Annotated in this window: 18 protein-coding genes; 11 read left to right on the top strand and 7 right to left on the bottom strand. The window is 61.7% G+C overall.

Annotation, left to right across the window (positions count from 1 at the left end; translation table 11 throughout):
• The first annotated feature begins 617 nt into the window (after positions 1-617).
• The 8 genes from M0808_RS22495 (at position 618) to hemN (ending at position 8,561) form a co-directional block, all read left to right on the top strand.
• Positions 618-872 carry a type II toxin-antitoxin system Phd/YefM family antitoxin gene (locus tag M0808_RS22495; protein WP_047599120.1) on the top strand — a complete coding sequence of 85 codons (255 nt, stop codon included), beginning with the start codon at positions 618-620 and terminating at the stop codon, positions 870-872.
• On the top strand, positions 872-1,282 hold the full coding sequence (locus M0808_RS22490; protein WP_098967983.1) for a type II toxin-antitoxin system VapC family toxin: 411 nt from the start codon (positions 872-874) through the stop codon (positions 1,280-1,282). Before M0808_RS22495 ends, M0808_RS22490 begins: the two co-directional genes overlap by 1 nt.
• A gap of 222 nt (positions 1,283-1,504) precedes the next feature.
• Positions 1,505-2,920: a cytochrome c oxidase accessory protein CcoG gene (gene ccoG / locus M0808_RS22485; protein WP_247842464.1), complete on the top strand. Its 1,416-nt coding sequence runs from the start codon at positions 1,505-1,507 to the stop codon at positions 2,918-2,920.
• Between the two features lie 11 nt (positions 2,921-2,931).
• Positions 2,932-3,471, top strand: coding sequence for a FixH family protein (locus M0808_RS22480; RefSeq protein WP_098967981.1), 540 nt, complete (start codon positions 2,932-2,934; stop codon positions 3,469-3,471).
• Between the two features lie 212 nt (positions 3,472-3,683).
• The gene (locus M0808_RS22475) at positions 3,684-6,134 is read left to right on the top strand and encodes a heavy metal translocating P-type ATPase (protein WP_247842463.1); all 2,451 of its coding nucleotides are present in this window, start codon (positions 3,684-3,686) and stop codon (positions 6,132-6,134) included.
• Positions 6,135-6,156: 22 nt separating this feature from the next.
• Positions 6,157-6,369, top strand: coding sequence for a cbb3-type cytochrome oxidase assembly protein CcoS (ccoS, locus tag M0808_RS22470; RefSeq protein WP_007965536.1), 213 nt, complete (start codon positions 6,157-6,159; stop codon positions 6,367-6,369).
• Positions 6,362-7,045, top strand: a complete 684-nt coding sequence (locus M0808_RS22465) for a sulfite exporter TauE/SafE family protein (RefSeq protein ID WP_097087645.1) — start codon at positions 6,362-6,364, stop codon at positions 7,043-7,045. The genes ccoS and M0808_RS22465 overlap by 8 nt, the downstream gene beginning before the upstream one ends.
• Before the next feature lie 133 nt (positions 7,046-7,178).
• A complete protein-coding gene (gene hemN / locus M0808_RS22460) occupies positions 7,179-8,561 on the top strand; it encodes an oxygen-independent coproporphyrinogen III oxidase (protein ID WP_003223350.1) in 1,383 nt (460 codons plus the stop codon).
• Here the strand turns inward: hemN and M0808_RS22455 are convergent.
• Positions 8,558-9,040, bottom strand: coding sequence for a hypothetical protein (locus M0808_RS22455; RefSeq protein ID WP_247842462.1), 483 nt, complete (start codon positions 9,038-9,040; stop codon positions 8,558-8,560). The two genes, hemN and M0808_RS22455, sit on opposite strands and share 4 nt — an antisense overlap.
• A 155-nt stretch (positions 9,041-9,195) precedes the next feature.
• Between M0808_RS22455 and fnr the strand changes: the two genes are divergently transcribed.
• Both fnr and M0808_RS22445 read left to right on the top strand, forming a co-directional pair.
• Positions 9,196-9,930, top strand: a complete 735-nt coding sequence (gene fnr, locus M0808_RS22450) for a fumarate/nitrate reduction transcriptional regulator Fnr (protein ID WP_003223347.1) — start codon at positions 9,196-9,198, stop codon at positions 9,928-9,930.
• A 78-nt stretch (positions 9,931-10,008) separates the two neighbouring features.
• Positions 10,009-10,557 (top strand): adenine phosphoribosyltransferase, encoded by a 549-nt coding sequence (locus M0808_RS22445; RefSeq protein WP_003223345.1) that lies wholly within the window; start codon positions 10,009-10,011, stop codon positions 10,555-10,557.
• Between the two features lie 108 nt (positions 10,558-10,665).
• Here M0808_RS22445 and M0808_RS22440 read toward each other — a convergent pair whose 3' ends face one another.
• From M0808_RS22440 to dnaX, 5 genes are all read right to left on the bottom strand, one after another.
• Entirely contained in the window at positions 10,666-11,814 is a 1,149-nt protein-coding gene (locus M0808_RS22440; protein ID WP_247842461.1) for an acyl-CoA dehydrogenase family protein, read from the bottom strand.
• Between the two features lie 201 nt (positions 11,815-12,015).
• Positions 12,016-12,618, bottom strand: a complete 603-nt coding sequence (gene recR / locus M0808_RS22435) for a recombination mediator RecR (RefSeq protein WP_007965550.1) — start codon at positions 12,616-12,618, stop codon at positions 12,016-12,018.
• 66 nt (positions 12,619-12,684) lie between these two features.
• Entirely contained in the window at positions 12,685-13,719 is a 1,035-nt protein-coding gene (locus M0808_RS22430) for an NADP-dependent oxidoreductase (protein ID WP_247842460.1), read from the bottom strand.
• A 264-nt stretch (positions 13,720-13,983) separates the two neighbouring features.
• Positions 13,984-14,322 carry a YbaB/EbfC family nucleoid-associated protein gene (locus tag M0808_RS22425; protein WP_003223337.1) on the bottom strand — a complete coding sequence of 113 codons (339 nt, stop codon included), beginning with the start codon at positions 14,320-14,322 and terminating at the stop codon, positions 13,984-13,986.
• Positions 14,323-14,389: 67 nt separating this feature from the next.
• Positions 14,390-16,471: a DNA polymerase III subunit gamma/tau gene (dnaX, locus tag M0808_RS22420; protein ID WP_247842459.1), complete on the bottom strand. Its 2,082-nt coding sequence runs from the start codon at positions 16,469-16,471 to the stop codon at positions 14,390-14,392.
• 143 nt (positions 16,472-16,614) lie between these two features.
• Between dnaX and M0808_RS22415 the strand changes: the two genes are divergently transcribed.
• Positions 16,615-17,364: a transporter substrate-binding domain-containing protein gene (locus M0808_RS22415; RefSeq protein ID WP_247842458.1), complete on the top strand. Its 750-nt coding sequence runs from the start codon at positions 16,615-16,617 to the stop codon at positions 17,362-17,364.
• 121 nt (positions 17,365-17,485) lie between these two features.
• On the opposite strand, the gene M0808_RS22410 is transcribed toward M0808_RS22415, so the two are convergent.
• A complete protein-coding gene (locus M0808_RS22410; protein WP_247842457.1) occupies positions 17,486-19,435 on the bottom strand; it encodes a hypothetical protein in 1,950 nt (649 codons plus the stop codon).
• Positions 19,436-19,539 lie beyond the last annotated feature (104 nt).

The following is a 19,539-nucleotide window of genomic DNA, read 5'->3' as shown; positions in this document are numbered from 1 at the left end:
TATTCCGTTAAATTTCAAAACATGAACATGCAACTAGCACGCTGCAGAACAGCCAATAAGCTATTCGAAAAAAACAAGAAAATAAAACCCATTAATTAACTAATGATATTTCTGGAATATTAAAATCGCCTTCGAAATTAATACTTTGAGACACATGCCTGATGGACTCGATTCGCTATGCTCTGTAGGGTCGTCCACAGCCCGTTGACCCTCATCGGAGCCACTTCAAGGATGAAGCCGCTATGTTGAATGACAGCAAAAACCCTCTCCCGGTTGATCAGAAACTCACAGACAACGATCAGGCAATCGATCCATCGAACCACCCCGTGGAATCGATTGCCGTGACACTGGGTAATCCGTTGCAACCCGACTCCAGAAGCACCACAAAGTCCCACAGAAATACCGGCAGTCTCGAGAGCCTGGGCGGCGGCAGATTTCCCTGAGTCTTGACGCCACGTCTGAATCAATCCGAGCCGGTCTGCGCCTTGTGCGAGGCTGGCTCGACTGATGTCTGCCACGGACCGACCAACGGACGGCTGAGTCCTGTCTTCCTCGATTGCCGCCCCCAAGGCGAAGTAGTAACGTTGCTACATCTGTATTGCGAGAGGTCAACCATGATGGCAATCACCACCATCTCCAGCCGTGAATTCAATCAGGACACCAGCAGCGCCAAAAAGGCTGCGCGTCTGGGTCCAGTGATCATCACCGACCGTGGCAAGGCCTCTCATGTCCTGTTGAGCATTGAGGAATATCAGAAACTGAGCGGCGCAAACACGAGCATTGTCGATTTGTTGGTCATGCCGGAGGCTGCCGACATCGATTTCGAAACCGAGCGCGCAGTCATCATTCATCGTCCCGTGGATCTGTCCTGATGTATTTACTCGACACCAATGTGATTTCCGAACTTCGCAAGCCGCAGGCCGATGCCAATGTGGTCAGTTGGGCCAAAGGCGTCATCGCCCCGCGCCTGTACATTTCCGCCATTACTTTGAAAGAACTGGAAACCGGAGTACTGCGAATGGAACGGCGTGATCCTGCTCAAGGAAAGCTGTTGCGCAGTTGGCTGACGCGTCACGTCATTCCGGCATTCGAAGCACGAATTCTGCCGGTTGATGCCGCGGTGGCACTGCGTTGTGCCAGCCTGCATGTACCCGACCAGGCCAATGAAAGCGATGCATTGATAGCTGCCACGGCCCTGGTGCATGGACTCACAGTGGTCACCCGCAATGTCGGTGATTTCCGCTCGAGCGGCGTCGCCCTGATCAACCCATGGGAACAATGAATTAGCCGCCACCCCAAAACCGTCCATACTCAACAAGTCAATTGATCTGCATCAGGCTTTGCTGCATTCGCTACACCAATAATGCTTTTTCCCCAACGCGACCAAAGGTCGCACCCTTGAGTTAGAGCGACAGGCGTATCATTGCGCCACTGCGACACCCCTTTCTGACCGCGGTCGGCACGTATCGACCGAGGCATTTGTCCACTGCCGTGGGATGCAATGATGAGCAACCAGATTCCGGTACACGACGTCACACCACCGAGCAAAAACGCGAACAACAGCGTCGATCTTTACGCCTCTCGAGAAAAAATCTACACCCGTGCTTTCACCGGCCTGTTCCGCAATCTACGGATGATCGGCGGCGCCGCGCTGTTCCTGTTGTATTTCGGTACGGTGTGGCTGAACTGGGGCGGGCATCAGGCGGTGTGGTGGAACCTGCCGGAACGCAAGTTCTTCATCTTTGGTGCGACCTTCTGGCCGCAGGACTTCATCCTGCTGTCGGGGCTGCTGATCATTGCGGCGTTCGGCCTGTTCTTCATCACCGTTTACGCCGGCCGCGTCTGGTGCGGCTACACCTGTCCGCAAAGCGTGTGGACGTGGATTTTCATGTGGTGCGAGAAGGTCACCGAAGGCGACCGCAACCAGCGGATCAAGCTCGATAAAGCGCCGATGACCGGCAACAAATTTCTGCGCAAGCTCGCCAAGCATTCATTGTGGCTGCTGATCGGCTTCGTCACCGGCATCACCTTCGTCGGCTACTTCTCGCCAATCCGCGAACTGGTGTTTGAATTCTTCACCGGCCAGGCCGATGGCTGGTCGTATTTCTGGGTCGGTTTCTTCACCCTCGCCACCTACGGCAACGCCGGCTGGCTGCGCGAGCAGGTATGCATCTACATGTGCCCCTACGCACGTTTCCAGAGCGTGATGTTCGACAAGGACACCCTGATTGTTTCCTACGACCCGCGTCGCGGCGAAAGCCGTGGCCCGCGCAAGAAAGGTGTCGACTACAAGGCCATGGGTCTGGGCGACTGCATCGATTGCACCATGTGCGTTCAGGTGTGCCCGACCGGTATCGACATCCGTGACGGCCTGCAGATCGAGTGCATCGGCTGCGCCGCGTGTATCGACGCCTGCGACGCGATCATGGACAAGATGGACTACCCGCGCGGCCTCATCAGCTACACCACCGAACACAACCTCTCCGGCCAGAAAACCCATAAACTGCGGCCACGCCTGATTGGCTACGCGGTGGTGCTGCTGGCGATGATCAGCCTGCTGGTGACCGCGTTCTTCATGCGCTCGCTGGTCGGTTTCGACGTCAGCAAGGACCGCGTGCTGTACCGCGAAAACGCCGAAGGCCGGATCGAAAACGTCTACAGCCTGAAGATCATGAACAAGGATCAGCGCGACCACACCTACGTGCTGGAAGCCGCCGGTCTGCCGGATCTGCGCCTGCAAGGCAAACGCGAGATCAAGGTACCGGCCGGCGAAATTTTCAGCATGCCGGTGGAGTTGTCGAGTGCACCGGAACAATTGCCGTCGAGCACCAACGAGGTGAAATTCATCCTCAAGGATGCCGACGACGACAGCGTTCACGTTGAAGCCAAGAGCCGATTCATCGGCCCACAAACCCGTTGAGAGAACTGAACATGCCCGCAGCAAACGCCGCCAGTCCTTGGTACAAGCACCTTTGGCCGTGGATCATCATCGGAATTCTGGCCTGTTCGGTGACCTTGACCCTGTCGATGGTGACCATCGCGGTGAACAACCCGGACAACCTGGTCAACGACAACTATTACGAGGCCGGCAAAGGCATCAACCGCTCGCTGGATCGCGAGCTGCTGGCGCAGGAGCTGAAGATGCGCGCCAGCGTGCATCTGGATGACCTGACCGGCGAAGTCGACCTGCGCCTGAGCGGTGACAGCCAGCCGAAAACCCTGGAACTGAACCTGATCTCGCCGACCCAGCCGGAGAAGGATCGCAAGATCGTCCTGACCCGCAGCGAAACCGAAGCCGGCCGTTACATCGGTCAGTTGGGCGACAAGGTCGAAGGCCGACGTTTTGTCGAATTGCTGGGCACGCAGGACGACCACGTGTGGCGCATGTTCGAAGAGGAACAGGTCAGCCACGACAAGGATCTGCTGCTCGGTGACGAACCGCTGCAGGGCGCCGAAGACCTGGATAAATAAATAAACTGCAGAAGCCCCTCACCCTAACCCTCTCCCGGAGGGAGACGGGACTGATTTCGGCCGCTCGCATGCCTTTTGTATGGCAGTGACGAAATCCGTGGATGCACCTCTTTTCCGGCCTCCATCAATCGGCTCCCTCTCCCTCCGGGAGAGGGCTGGGGTGAGGGCAAGCGGACAACCCCAATGCAAGGGCTTACCCCCTCAACGATGCCATGACCACCCCACTCCCCTGTTACCACTGCGCTCTGCCCGTCCCGTCAGGCAGCCGCTTCACCGCCGTCGTGCTCGGGGAGTCCCGCGAGTTCTGCTGCCCCGGCTGCCAGGCCGTGGCCGAAGCCATCGTCGCCGGTGGCCTGGAAAGCTATTACCAGCATCGCAGCGAAGCCTCGGCCAACCCCGAAGCCTTGCCGGTGCAATTGACCGATGAACTGGCGCTGTATGACCGCGCCGACGTGCAACAACCTTTCGTCCGTCACGCGGGCGAACTCGCCGAAACCACCCTGTTGATGGAAGGCATCAGTTGCGCCGCCTGCGGCTGGCTGATCGAGAAACACCTGCGCAGCCTGCCGGCAGTGGCCGAGGCGCGGCTCAATCTGTCCAACCATCGCCTGCATGTGCAATGGGCCGACGGGCAATTGCCGCTGAGCCAGATCCTCGCCGAGCTGCGCCACATCGGTTACGCCGCCCACCCCTATCAGGCCGACCGCGCCAGCGAGCAACTGGCCAGCGAAAACCGTCTCGCGTTGCGTCAGCTCGGTGTCGCCGGGCTGCTGTGGTTTCAGGCAATGATGGCGACCATGGCCACCTGGCCGGAATTCAACATCGACCTCAGCCCCGAACTGCACACGATCCTGCGCTGGGTCGCGCTGTTTCTCACTACGCCGATCGTGTTCTACAGCTGCGCGCCGTTCTTCAAGGGCGCCATGCGCGATTTGCGCACCCGACATCTGACCATGGATGTCTCGGTGTCGCTGGCGATCGGCAGTGCCTACATCGCCGGGATCTGGACCTCGATCACCGGCGTCGGTGAGCTGTATTTCGATGCGGTCGGGATGTTCGCGCTTTTTCTCCTCGCCGGGCGCTATCTGGAGCGACGCGCCCGCGAACGCACCGCCGCGGCCACCGCGCAGCTTGTGAACCTGCTACCGGCCTCGTGCCTGCGCCTCGACGCCAATGGCCAGAGCGAACGCATCCTGCTCAGCGAATTGTGCCTGGGTGACCGGGTGCTGGTGCAACCGGGTTCGATCCTGCCGGCGGATGGCAAGATCCTCGATGGCCAGTCGAGCATCGACGAATCGCTGCTGACCGGCGAATACCTGCCGCAACCGCGCATGCTGGGTGATGCGGTCACCGCCGGTACGCTGAACGTCGAAGGCGCACTCACCGTCGAGGTACTGGCACTGGGTCAGGACACGCGCCTGTCGGCCATCGTCCGCCTGCTCGATCGCGCCCAGGCCGAGAAGCCGCGACTGGCAGAAATCGCCGACCGCGCCGCGCAATGGTTCCTGCTGTTGTCGCTGATTGCGGCCGCAGCGATCGGCCTGTTGTGGTGGCACCTGGACTCGTCGCGGGCGTTCTGGATCGTCCTGGCGATGCTGGTGGCGACCTGCCCTTGCGCGCTGTCGCTGGCAACCCCGACGGCGTTGACCGCCGCCACTGGCACCCTGCACAAACTCGGCCTGTTGCTGACGCGCGGCCATGTGCTGGAAGGCCTGAACCAGATCGACACGGTGATCTTCGACAAGACCGGCACCCTCACCGAGGGGCGGCTGGTTTTGCGTTCGATCCGTCCACTGGGCACGCTGAACAGCGACCAGTGCCTGAGCCTTGCCGCCGCGTTGGAAAATCGTTCGGAACACCCGATTGCCCGCGCCTTCGGTCGTGCGCCACTGGCGGCTGAAGAAGTGCACAGCACGCCGGGACTTGGCCTCGAAGGGCTGGTCGGCACACAGCGTTTGCGCATCGGTCAGGCAGAATTTGTCTGCGCCCTCAGCGGTTCGCCGCTGCCGGCGATGCCGGATGAACCGGGTCAGTGGCTGCTGCTCGGCGATGACTCGGCAGCGCTGGCGTGGTTCGTTCTCGACGACCGCCTGCGCGACGATGCGCCCGCCCTGCTCGCCGCCTGCAAGGCCCGTGGCTGGCGCACGCTGCTGTTGTCCGGCGACAGCTCGCCGATGGTCGCCAGCGTCGCCGCCGAACTGGGTATCGACGAGGCCCGTGGCGGTCTGCGTCCGGACGACAAATTGCAGGTGCTGCAACAGCTTCATCAAGAAGGAGGCAAGGTGTTGATGCTCGGCGATGGTGTGAACGACGTGCCGGTGCTGGCTGCTGCCGACATCAGCGTGGCCATGGGTTCGGCCACCGATCTGGCGAAAACCAGCGCCGACGCGGTGCTGCTATCCAACCGCCTCGACGCGCTGGTGCAAGCCTTTACCTTAGCGCGCAGAACCCGTCGGGTAATCATCGAGAACCTGCTGTGGGCGGCGCTGTACAATGGCCTCATGTTGCCGTTCGCCGCCCTCGGCTGGATCACCCCGGTGTGGGCTGCGGTCGGCATGTCGATCAGTTCGTTGACCGTGGTGCTCAACGCCCTGCGCCTGACTCGCCTGCCGAGCGCGCCGGTCGCCGGCACCCGTTCAGAAACCCGCCCGTTGCCGGCCTGAGCCGCGCGGGCCAGGAGTACCGATGCCAGCTCTTTACGTGATGATCCCGGCCGCCCTGCTGATCGTGGCCATCGCCGTGTACATCTTTTTCTGGGCGGTGGACAGCGGACAGTACGACGACCTCGACGGCCCGGCCCACAGCATCCTGTTCGACGATCAGGACCCGAACCACACCGCCGCGGTGGACGAAGCCAAAGCCGACAAACCGCAGGACAAGGCGCCACCCCATGCTTGAGCTGGCGCCGCTGCTGGTTTCCGCGCTGATCCTCGGCCTGCTCGGTGGCGGGCATTGCCTGGGCATGTGCGGCGGCCTGATGGGCGCGCTGACCCTGGCGATTCCCAAGGAGCAGCGCAGCCGACGCTTTCGTCTGCTGCTGGCGTACAACCTCGGACGGATCCTCAGTTACGCGACCGCCGGTTTGCTGATCGGCCTGGCAGGTTGGGCGGTGGCGAACAGCCCGGCGGCGATGGTCATGCGAATTCTCGCCGGACTGCTGCTGATCGCCATGGGCCTGTATCTGGCCGGCTGGTGGAGCGGCCTGACTCGCATCGAAAGTCTTGGTCGTGGTTTGTGGCGTTACATTCAGCCGGTGGCCAATCGATTGCTGCCGGTGTCGACACTGCCCCGTGCGTTATTGCTCGGAGCGCTATGGGGCTGGCTGCCGTGCGGACTTGTTTACAGCACGCTGCTGTGGTCGGCGAGCCAGGGCAATGCGCTGGACAGTGCGCTGTTGATGCTGGCGTTCGGGCTGGGCACATGGCCGGTGCTGCTGGCGACCGGGCTGGCGGCCGAGCGGGTCACGGCGTTGCTGCGTAAACGCAGCGTGCGCATGGCTGGGGGGTTGCTGGTGATTGTGTTCGGGATCTGGACGCTTCCTGGCCCTCACCAACATTGGTTGATGGGCCACTAAACAGTGGTGAGGGAGCAAGCTCCCTCACCACAAAAGCAGTCACTACCAATCCGCCGTTGATGCAAATCAACAGCCCCGTCGCCGCACCCCGATAGACTCGCCACACTGCCAGCCTATCCGGGGGAATGCCCGCATGCTCGACGCCATTCGTTGGGACACTGATCTGATCCGCCGCTACGACCTGGCGGGGCCGCGCTACACCTCGTACCCGACGGCCGTGCAATTCAACAGCCAGGTCGGCACCTTCGACCTGTTCCACGCCCTGCGCGACAGCCGCAAGGCGTTGCGCCCCTTGTCGCTGTATGTGCACGTGCCGTTCTGCGCGAACATTTGCTACTACTGCGCCTGCAACAAGGTCATCACCAAGGATCGCGGTCGCGCACAGCCGTATCTGCAGCGGCTGGAGCAGGAAATCCAGTTGATCGCCTGTCACCTGGAGCCGGCGCAGAAAGTCGAGCAACTGCACTTTGGCGGCGGCACTCCGACCTTTCTCAGCCACGACGAACTGCGCCAGTTGATGGCGCACCTGCGCAAACACTTCAATCTGCTGGATGACGATTCCGGCGACTACGGCATCGAGATCGACCCACGCGAGGCCGACTGGTCGACCATGGGTCTGTTGCGCGAACTCGGCTTCAACCGGGTCAGCATCGGCCTGCAAGACCTCGACCCGGCGGTGCAACGGGCGGTCAATCGCCTGCAAAGCCTGGAAGAAACCCGCGCGGTGATCGACGCCGCGCGCACCCTGCAATTTCGCTCGATCAACATCGACCTGATCTACGGCCTCCCGAAGCAGACCCCGGAGAACTTTGCGCGCACCGTCGAGGAAGTCATCAGCCTGCAACCGGACCGGCTTTCGGTATTCAACTATGCACACCTGCCGGAGCGCTTCATGCCGCAGCGGCGGATCAACAGCCACGAGCTGCCGAGCCCTGCGCAGAAACTCGAAATGCTTCAGCGCACCATCGAACAACTGACTGCCGCCGGCTACCGTTACATCGGCATGGATCACTTCGCCCTGCCCGACGATGAGCTGGCGATCGCCCAGGAAGAGCAGACCCTGCAGCGCAACTTTCAGGGCTACACCACCCACGGTCATTGCGACCTGATTGGTCTTGGGGTGTCGGCGATCAGCCAGATCGGCGACCTCTACTGCCAGAACAACAGCGATCTGAACCAGTACCAGAACACCCTCGCCGCCGCGCAACTGGCAACCAGCCGTGGCCTGGTGTGCAATGCCGACGATCGCCTGCGCCGCGCGGTGATCCAGCAACTGATCTGCAATTTCAGCCTGGAATTCGCCGAAATCGAGCAGGCGTTCAACATCGATTTTCAGGGTTACTTCGGCGCGCTGTGGCCGCAACTGCAAGGCATGGCCAACGATGGGCTGATCAATCTGGAACGCGAGCGCATCGAAGTGTTGCCGGCCGGGCGCCTGCTGGTGCGTTCGGTGTGCATGGTGTTCGACGCGTATCTGGAACAGCAGAACCGCCAGCGCTTCTCGCGGGTGATCTAGTTTTTCGTCAGCAGTGAGCCGAGTTTGAGGTTCTGCTCGGAGGTGAGGCCGGACTGATCCATGACTTTGGACAGGGCCAGATTGGCGCTGATCAGCCCGGTATTCAGGGCGGCGATGGCACCGCGCAGCGCGGCGAGCATATTGACCTTGGCTTCGTTGGTCAGTGTTCTGTCGGACATGACCGCCGCCATCCGGGCTTTCTTCTCGGCGATCTCTTTTTGCAGTTTGCGGATCATCTTCAGCAACTGCTGGACGTTCTCGGGCAAGCCGCTGTCTTCGATGTCGCTGTTCTCACCACCGACGCTGAAGGATTTTTCGATGGAGGCGCCGGACAGCGACACTTTGACGCCCTCGACCAAGGTCGGGGTTGCCAACGGCGTAGAGGCGGCATTCTGCTCGCTGTCGGTGCCTGTCCTGGCGGTGCTCGGCACAGACGCAACGCCGCTGCTACCGGGGTTCAGCGTGTCAATGGCGGCCATCGAAGCGATTCCTTGCATGCGTGGTGATACCCCTTTATCGGCCACTTGCCCTGCGGCTTTACGCCCGCGGGACAAACTCGCCACAGGCTGGCCTGAATGTCCCCCCGTGGGTTACCCTTACGTCTTATGTGTGTTTTCCCACAAGGATTTAAGAAATGTCCGAGCCAGTCAAACTGCGCGCTCACAACCAGGCCCATTGCAAGGATTGCAGCCTGGCCCCTCTCTGCCTGCCACTTTCTCTGAATCTGGAAGACATGGATGCGCTGGACGAAATCGTTAAACGTGGCCGCCCGTTGAAAAAGGGTGAGTTCCTGTTCCGTCAGGGCGACACCTTCGATTCCGTCTATGCAGTACGCTCCGGCGCGCTGAAGACCTTCAGCCTGAGCGACAGCGGCGAAGAACAGCTGACCGGTTTCCACTTGCCGAGCGAACTGGTTGGTCTGTCCGGCATGGACACCGAGAAACACCCGGTGTCGGCCCAAGCACTGGAGACCACCTCGGTCTGCGAAATTCCGTTCGAACGCCTTGATGAACTGGCCCTGCAACTGCCGCAACTGCGCCGTCAGTTGATGCGGGTGATGAGCCGCGAGATCCGTGACGACCAGCAAATGATGCTGTTGCTGTCGAAAAAAACCGCCGACGAGCGCATCGCCACGTTCCTGGTCAATCTGTCGGCCCGCTTCCGCGCTCGCGGGTTCTCGGCCAACCAGTTCCGCCTGAGCATGTCGCGTAATGAAATCGGCAATTATCTGGGCCTGGCGGTGGAAACCGTGTCACGGGTATTCACCCGCTTCCAGCAGAACGAACTGATCGCCGCCGAGGGCAAAGAGATCCACATCCTCGACCCGATCCAGCTCTGCGCCCTGGCCGGCGGCTCGCTCGAAGGCTGATCTCGATCCGCGGTTGAGCGAAGCGTTTCAGCCGCGGGTATACTGCGCCGTTTGCAGCCCTGCCAGGACACCTCGACGATGGTCTTCGACTCCTTCGACATCAAATCCCTGATCCGCCCCGTGATCGACTTCCCGAAACCGGGCGTGATCTTTCGCGACATCACCCCGCTGTTCCAGTCGCCCAAGGCCCTGCGCCTAGTGATGGACAGCTTCGCCCACCGTTATGTGGAAGCCGACTTCACCCACATCGGCGCGATGGATGCGCGCGGTTTCCTGATCGGTTCGGTGCTGGCCTACCAGCTGAACAAGCCGCTGGTGCTGTTCCGCAAGCAAGGCAAACTGCCGGCGGACGTGCTGGCCGAAGGTTACGCGACCGAGTACGGCGAAGCGTTCCTCGAAGTACACGCCGACAGCCTGTGCGAAGGCGATTCGGTGGTGATGTTCGATGACCTGATTGCCACCGGTGGCACGCTGATCGCAGCCGCCAACCTGATCCGCCGCATGGGCGCGCGGGTGCATGAGGCGGCGGCGATCATTGATCTGCCGGAGCTGGGTGGGTCGCAGCGTCTGGAAGACATGGGGATTCCGACGTTCTGCCTGACGCAGTTTGCTTTGACTGATAAGTAAGTAGCGCCCTTCAGGCCGCCTTCGCGAGCAAGCTCGCTCCCACAGTTGAATGCATTCTCCTGTGGGAGCGAGCTTGCTCGCGAAGGGGCCAGTAGCCTCACCAAAGATTCAAAGCCCCATCTGCTTGCTGATGATCTCGTTCATCACCTCCCGCGTCCCGCCGCCAATCGACAGAATGCGGTTATCCCGATACAGCCGCTCCACCAGACTCTCGCGCATGTAACCCAGGCCGCCAAGAATCTGCACTGCCTCGGTGGTAATCCGGTCCGAAGTATCCGTGGCAACGTTCTTGGCCATGGAAATCTCCTTGATCACGCTCTGCCCCGCCGCCATTTTCGCCGCCTGGCGGTAGGTGAACTCGCGCGATACTTCCAGCGCCGTGGCCATCTCGGCCAGCCGATGCTTGATCACCTGAAACTTGCCGATCGGTTTGCCGAACGCCTCACGCTCGCGCGCCCACTTCAGCGCCTCTTCGAGCGCGAGCTGCGAGGTCATGTTGGCCATCAGTGCCAGCGCCAGCCGTTCACTCTGGAAATTGCCCATGATGCAGGCGAAGCCCATGTTCTCCGCGCCGATCAGATTGCCCACGGGCACCCTGCAATCGTCGAAGAACAGCTCAGCGGTGTCCGAGGCCCACCAGCCCATTTTCTTTAGCTGGCGGCCTACGGTGAAGCCTGGGGTGCCCTTCTCGATCACCAGCAGGCTGATGCCGCCGAAACCCGGCGCTCCGGTGCGCACCGCGACGGTGTAGAAATCGGCACGCACGCCGCTGGTGATAAAGGTTTTGCTGCCGCTGACCCGGTAGAATTCGCCGTCACGCACGGCGCGGGTCTGAAGGTTGGCGACGTCGGAACCGCCGCCGGGTTCGGTAATTGCCAACGCGCAGATCTTCTCGCCGCTGAGCACTTGCGGCACGACGCGCTCGCGCACCTCGGGCCGGGCCCATTTGACGATCGGTGGCAGGCCGATATCCAGCGAACCGAGGCCCGCGACCAGACCACCGGAGCCACAGCGCATCAGCTCTTCGCTGGCGGCAACCTTGGCGAACACATCACCTTCGTGGCTGCCACCCAGCGCTTCGGGATAACCGATGCCGAGAATCCCCGCCGCCCCGGCCTTCAGGTACAGCTCTCGGGGAAAGCTTTCGGCTTCTTCCCACGCATCGATGTCCGGCAGGATCTCGCGTTCGACGAAACGTCTGACGCTGTCGCGGACCATTTGGTGGCTGGGGTCGAAGTATTCCTGGAAGGCAGGCATCGGCGAACTCCATCGAAGGGTTTACCGAACTTAACCGAGCGCTTGCTTGGTTTTCAATCAGTTTGTGTGAATCAGTCAGACCGAGGTGCGCCATTCGCGAGCAAGCCCGCTCCCACATTCGACCGCATTCAATCTGAATGAACTCGATCAACTGTGGGAGCGGGCTTGCTCGCGAAGGCGTCTGCTCAGACACCCTGTAATTCAGAGAGAGATGGGTTTACGCCCGGCAAACGAATGCGCCAGCGTCCCGCCATCCACCAGCTCCAGTTCCCCACCCAGTGGCACACCGTGGGCAATCCGCGAGGCGATCAGGCCTTTGTTGGCCAGAAGTTGAGCGATGTAATGCGCAGTAGCTTCACCTTCCACCGTCGGGTTGGTGGCGAGGATGACTTCGGTAAACGTGCCCGCCTCTTCAATACGCGCCATCAACTGCGGAATACCGATGGCTTCCGGCCCCAGACCGTCGAGCGGCGACAGGTGGCCTTTGAGCACGAAGTAGCGCCCACGGAAACCCGTTTGCTCCACCGCATACACGTCCATCGGCCCTTCCACCACGCACAGCAGCGTGTCGTCGCGGCGCGTGTCGGCGCATTGCGGGCACAGATCGTCTTCGGTCAGCGTGCGGCACTGACGGCAGTGACCCACCCCTTCCATGGCCTGGCTCAAGGCCTGGGCCAGGCGCGTGCCGCCGCTGCGATCACGCTCGAGCAACTGCAACGCCATGCGCTGGGCGGTTTTCTGACCCACGCCCGGCAAAGTGCGCAGGGCGTCGATCAGTTGGCGAATCAAAGGGCTGAAGCTCATGGGTAAAAAGTCCGACAAAACAACGAGACGCGGTTTATACCCGCGCCTCTGGCCAGCGTCAAATGCTCAGTCCTGGGCAACCTTCACCACCAGTTTGCCGAAGTTGCGCCCCTCCAGCAGACCGATGAACGCCTCGGGTGCCTGCTCCAGACCTTCCATCACGTCTTCGCGGAATTTGACCTTGCCGTCGCGCACCCACGGCACCATGTGGCTGATGAATTCCGGCTGACGGTCGCCGTAGTCGTCAAACACGATAAAGCCCTGGATCCGCACGCGCTTGGTCAGCAGGGTGCGTTGCAGCATCGGCAGACGATCCGGACCTTGCGGCACTTCAGTGGCGTTGTAACCGGCGATCAGCCCGCACAGCGGGATCCGCGCCTTGGGGTTGAGCAGCGGCACCACGGCATCGAACACATGCCCGCCGACGTTCTCGTAATAGATGTCGATGCCATTCGGGCAAGCCTTGGCCAGTTGTTCGGCAAAGTCCGGCGCCTTGTGATCGATGCAGGCATCAAACCCCAGTTCCTCGACCACGTATTTGCATTTGTCGGCTCCACCGGCCACACCCACGGCGCGCAGGCCCTTGATCTTCGCCACCTGACCGACCACCGAACCGACCGCACCCGAAGCTGCAGCCACCACCAGGGTTTCGCCTTCTTTCGGCTGACCGATGTCGATCAGCCCCATGTACGCGGTCATCCCCGGCATGCCCAACACGCCGAGCGCCATCGACGGGCTCGGCAGACCGGACGGAATCGGCATGATGTTGCGCCCGTCGCTGATGCTGTGGCTTTGCCAGCCGGTGAGGCCGACCACCAGATCGCCCTGGTGGAATTTCGGATGACGGGAATTCTCGACACGGCTGACAGCGCCACCGGTCATCACTTCGCCGATTTGTACCGGCGCGGCGTAGGACGGTGCCTCGCTCATGCGCCCGCGCATGTACGGGTCCAGCGACAGGTACAGGGTTTTCAGCAACACCTGGCCGTCTTCGAGATCCGGCAACGCTTCGCGCTCCAGACGGAAGTTTTCCGGAGTCGGCGCACCGACCGGGCGCGAGGCGAGGACGAAGCGTTGATTGAGGGTCAGAGGGTCGGACATGTCAGCGTCTCCTGTGAATGGGGAATCCGGGGGTATAGGGAGCAGACCTTTGGCGGCGGTGGTGGGTTCGATGTTTCTTCAGTTGGTCCGAGTCGACGCCTTCGCGAGCAAGCCCGCTCCCACAGGAAGAACGCATTCCAAATGTGGGAGCGGGCTTGCTCGCGAAAGCGTCAGCTCTGCCAACACATGACACTCAGGCAGAAACAAAAATGCCAGGCGCGATGCCTGGCATTTTGTGTAGCTCATCCAACTCGCGATGGCGAATCAGAATGGCAGTTTCATACCTGCTGGCAGGTTCATGCCGGCGGTCATGCTGCCCATTTTTTCCTGGCTGTTGGCTTCGATCTTGCGCACGGCGTCGTTGACGGCCGCGGCGACAACGGCTTCGAGCATTTCCTTGTCGTCTTCGCTCAGGCCTTCAACCAGGCTTGGGTCGATGCTGACGCTTTTCACGTCGTGACGACCGGTCATCACCACGGTGACCATATCGCCACCGGCCTTGCCGGTGACTTCGGCGTTGGCCAGTTCTTCCTGCATCTTGGCCATTTTTTCCTGCATCTGCTGCGCCTGCTTCATCAGGCCGGCCATGCCACCTTTCATCATGGGAATCACCTCAAAAGTACTTGGATCAAAACAGCGCCCGGCCAGCGAGGCCGGACGCCCTCAGTTATTAGCCTTGGGCGACCAAGGCGTCGACAGGTTCAATAGTATCGTGTCGCACCACTGCACCGAACTGCTGGACCATCTGCTGGATGAACGGATCCCCGTGGATCGATTCCTCCGCCTCGCGCTGACGGTTGGCCCGGCGACGGGACGCGGCCTGCGCCGGGGTTTCCTGCTCGGGCTTGATCAACTCGATGGTCAGGGTCAGCGTGCGACCGTGGAACTGGTTCAACGCATCGTTCAGGCGCCGCTGTTGCGTGGCGTTGAACAGCGCGCTGTGCGCCGGGTCCAGGTGCATCAGCCAATGGTCGCCATCGACCGCGATCAGCGTGCAGTTGGCGGCGATGCTGCCGGTCATGCCGGAGATCGGCAGTTGCGGGAACAGCTCCAGCCATTGCAACGCCAGACCGGTGGCCGGCGCTGCGGCAGGCTCCGGCTCGGGTTCCGGGGCCGGCTCGGCGGTGTGTTCGCTGGCCAGGTCGTCGAGGTAGCTGTAGGCCGAATCCATGTCCGGCTCGATGTAGTCTTCGTCCAGCGGCGGCTCGTCGTCGAGGTCCATGCCTGGAGTGGCGGCATCGACGTCGGCGACCGACGGCTCGGGAATCGGCGCAGCGGCCCACTCCGGTGCATCCGGCACCACGCTGTCCGGGGTCGGCAGCGGCATCGGCGGCAACTCGGGCTGCTCGCTGGCGGTTTCCAGCACCGGCTCGACGGCTGGTTGCTGCACCGGCTCGGGTTCTGGCTCGGGTTCGACCGGGTCGTTCCACGGCAGGTCGACCACCGCTTCGGCGGCGACCGGTTCAGGTTCTGCTTCTGGCGCGGGTGCCGGCGCAGCCACCACCACAGGCGCTGGAGCCGGCGCTGGCGCAACCACCGGTGCAGGCGCAACAGCCGCAGCGACTACCGGCGCAGGCTTGGGCGCGGCAGCCACTGAGTTTGCGGAATCAACTGTGGCCTGGCTGATCCCCACTGGCTTTAGCGGTTGCCTCGGGGCGTCCGCCGTGTCCGCGGGCCGGAAGGCCAGCATCCGCAGCAGGACCATTTCGAAGCCACCACGGGGATCCGGCGCCAGCGGCAAGTCGCGGCGACCGATCAGGCCCATCTGGTAATAGAACTGCACGTCTTCGGCCGGCAGCGCCTGAGCCAATGCCAATACGCGGTCACGGTCGCCATGACCGTTGTCGACACCTTCAGGCAAGGCCTGGGCGATGGCGACACGGTGCAGCACGTTGAGAATTTCCGAGAGCACGCCGTTCCAGTCCGGGCCTTGCTCGGCCAGGTGGCGCACGGCTTCGAGCAACGCCTTGGCGTCGCCTTCGATCAGTGCATGCAGCACGTCGAAGACCTGGCCGTGATCCAGCGTGCCGAGCATCGCTCGCACATCGGCGGCCAATACCTTGCCTTCACCGAAGGCGATGGCCTGGTCGGTCAGGCTCATGGCGTCACGCATCGAGCCGTCAGCGGCGCGGCCCAGCAACCACAGCGCGTCGTCCTCGAACGGCACGTTTTCGGCGCCGAGGACGTGGGTCAAATGCTCGACCACACGCTCGGGCGTCATGTTCTTCAGCGAGAACTGCAGGCAACGCGACAAAATCGTTGCCGGAAGTTTCTGCGGGTCGGTGGTCGCCAGGATGAACTTGACGTACGGCGGCGGCTCTTCGAGGGTTTTCAGCAGCGCATTGAAGGAATGGCTGGAGAGCATGTGCACTTCGTCGATCAGGTAGACCTTGAAGCGCCCGCGGCTCGGCGCGTACTGCACGTTGTCCAGCAGCTCGCGAGTGTCCTCGACCTTGGTCCGGCTCGCGGCGTCGATCTCGATCAGGTCGACGAAGCGGCCTTCGTCGATCTCGCGGCACACCGAACACTCGCCGCAGGGGCTGGAAGTGATACCTGTTTCACAGTTCAGGCATTTGGCAATGATCCGCGCAATGGTGGTCTTACCGACCCCGCGGGTACCGGTGAACAGGTACGCGTGGTGCAGCCGCTGGCTGTCCAAGGCATTGATCAGAGCCTTGAGCACATGGGTCTGGCCGACCATTTCGCGGAACGAGCGCGGACGCCATTTACGTGCAAGAACCTGATAACTCATCGAAAACCGTCGCAACGAAGGAAGCTGAAGCGGCTAATGCTAGCGGAGCAAGGGCAAAATTGCATCCGGTGTGCTCGTCTAATCTGGCTAAGCTGCTGTTGGCGGGGAAATTTCGCTCGTGGTCGGGACTCATCGGAGCATGTATGCGTTGGGCCTTGGGAGCTTTGTTGGGGATCAGTCTGAGCGTGAACGCCGCCGAACCGCCGCTGCGCTTCGTCGTGGCCGACAGCTGGGCGATGCCCATGGTGCAGATCGACCATGGCCGCCCCACCCAGGGCATTCTCCACGACATCATGCTCAGCCTGGCAACGCAGGTCGGCGTACCCGCCGAATTCCATGTGCTGCCGCGCGCCCGGGTGCAGAACGCCATGGAACACGGTGAAGTCGACGTGCGCTGCTATGCCGCACAATCGTGGCTGCCGAATCAGTCCGGGGACTATATCTGGAGCCTTCCGCTGCTGTTCCAGCGCGATTTGCTGATCAGCCGCGACGCTCAGCCGCCCCGCGTCGACCCTGCCGACCTGCCCCGCCAATCGATCGGCACCGTGCTCGGCTACACCTACCCGACCCTGCAACCGCTGTTCGACGCCGATCGCCTGCAACGCGAGGACGCGCGTAATCAGGAACAAGTGCTGGAAAAACTCCTGGCCGGCCGCTACCGCTATGCGGTGAGCAATCAATGGACACTCGACTGGTTCAATCAGCGCCTGCTGCCCGGGCAGCAACTGCACGGCGTCGCGGTGCTGCAGGAGCAGCATGTGGGCTGCTACGTGAGGAATGACCCACAGGTGCCAGTGCAGCGGATCCTGCGCACGTTGCTGCGGATGAAAATGTCGGGGGAGATTGATGACATCATCCGGTTGTATACCGGGTCCACTGAAGCCACCCCATAACCCATTGTGGGAGCGGGCTTGCTCGCGAAGGCGGTGTGTCAGTCATCTGATTCGTTAACTGGCACACCGCCTTCGCGAGCAAGCCCGCTCCCACAGGGGGACATTTCCGACAGAGAATTATTCAGTAGCCGTGCGACTCACGGAATTTCTGGTAGTCGTGAAATTCGATCCATTCGACCACATCGTACGGCAGATAAAGCTGCTGCCGGGCGCGGGAGATGGCGATGTACACGGCGCAGATCCGCTGATCGAACGCGTAGGCGTCCTTGAACTGCACATTGGTCAGCAGTTCGGGCGTCAGCAGAACCCGGTCGAACTCCATGCCGCCCGCCTCGTGCGCCTGCATCAGCAGGCAGCTTTTGCCGGGGCCGCCGATCATCCGATTGAGCCGGGTCAGGTCAGCGACCTTGAAGCCCTTCTCCAGTTCGGCCTCGACCCACAGAAACGCCTCGTCGAACTGGTTGGCATCGCGCACCTGCTGCCACTTGGGCAGATCGCTGAAATAGCGATGCGGGCCCTTCTCGCTGTGTTCGGCACTGTAGAAGTCGACCCTGAACAGTTCGATGGCGGTGATCATGAAGTGCTCGAGGTCGCGCTGGGCTTTCATGTCGGCAAAGCTGAACAGGCAATTGGCATCGTGCAGCTGCATGGCCCACTTCATGGTGTCCCAAGGGGACGCCGTCAGCACCACGCAACCTTCCGGCGGGACAAAGCCCTGCGGATAAAACTCGATGCCGACGTCAGCTTCACGCGCGCCTTCGAACGGCACCTTGCTCTTTTCCGAGTGCCGGGAAATCAGCGGATTGACCAGACGCTCGACGTTTCGTCCCGAACGCACCGAGTAGGTGATATCGCTCTGGCGCACCTCACGCTTTCTCTTCACCAGATCGCGCTCGGCATGCTGGTACTCATCGCCCAGCGTGATCAGCACCTGTCGGCCACGCTCGATTATCTGCAGCAGCGAAGCGGGAATGTCCTGACTCTCGTCGATCAGCACGTGGGTATAACGCGGCGGCACCACGCAGCCCGCAAGGCTCGCCCGTTTGATCAGCAACAAGGCTTCAAAGCCGCTCTGCCGGCCCCACGCCGGATTGGCCTCAAGGTAAGTCCAGACGCGGCTCGAATACTCCAGCAGCACTTTGGACTCAAGACCGGACAAGGACAGTTTGAAATACGGCAGATGATGCGCCGACAGGCTGTAGTCCCGGGCGTGGCAATAGCGCTCGAGGGTTTCCAGGCAGACGTTCAGGGTGCGTTGCGCGTCATGCTCGCGAAAGCCGAGGATGTTCAGCTCCTGCGCCAGACTCTGTTTACTCGCGACTCGGCCGGCGGCGCTTGCAGGCTGTGGCTTGCGCCCATAAATCAGCCCGCGCGCGAACGCCTCAAAGGTGATGCCGGGCTTGCGTTCACTGGCAACGCCCATGCGCTGGCACAGGGTCGCAAGTTTTTCCGGGGTGCGTGCCAGCAACAAGGTTTTCCCGGGGTCCAGGTACTCGGTCAAGGCACCGACCAAGTGGCTCTTGCCGATCCCGGCATAGCCTTGCACGTGCAGGTCTTCATCGAGGTTGGCGCGGAAGGTTCTGACCAGTTTGTCTTGCGCAGCGCTGAGCCAGCGCTCGCGGTGCGCCGGGCTGATCATCTGCTGGCTGAACGGATTGTTGACCGCGTGGTGGCGCGTCTTGAACTCGTCGTCCCACTTGCCATCGGGCAGCAGGTAATCCTGCGCCGATACCTCTTCGGCCAACAGCAGACGCAGGTTCAATCCCCTGATGGCGTTCAGGCCGAAGTACAACTGGCGCGGATCGAACAGCCGTTGCGCCTCGGACAGCAGCCCTGCCCCGCCATCGACCGCCCAGGCGATCAGGCGCGCCAGCACCTTCTCCGCCGCTGCGGCGGTGAGATCCTTTTCGGTGGCCTGAGCCAGATTCTGGATGACCAGCACGGCGGCCAGCTGCGCATCCGTCAACTCGCCGAGGTTTTTTGCGCCATCGGGCTGCAACAGGCTGGCGCAGGTCTCATCCGTCACGGGCAAGTACACGGCGGTGGATAAATCGTGATGTTCCGGGTGCATACAACCTCGTAGCCAGGGCGCGAACTTGTCAACGACGCGCGCAGCAAGACGGTGGAGTATGCCACTGTTCAACCTTGGTGACTGAACAGGCATCGGGGGGCAGC

Origin of the sequence: Pseudomonas sp. MWU12-3103b, from assembly GCF_023100615.1 — a bacterium.
GTDB lineage: Bacteria > Pseudomonadota > Gammaproteobacteria > Pseudomonadales > Pseudomonadaceae > Aquipseudomonas > Aquipseudomonas putida_A.
This window is presented reverse-complemented; position numbering and strand designations above follow the sequence as displayed.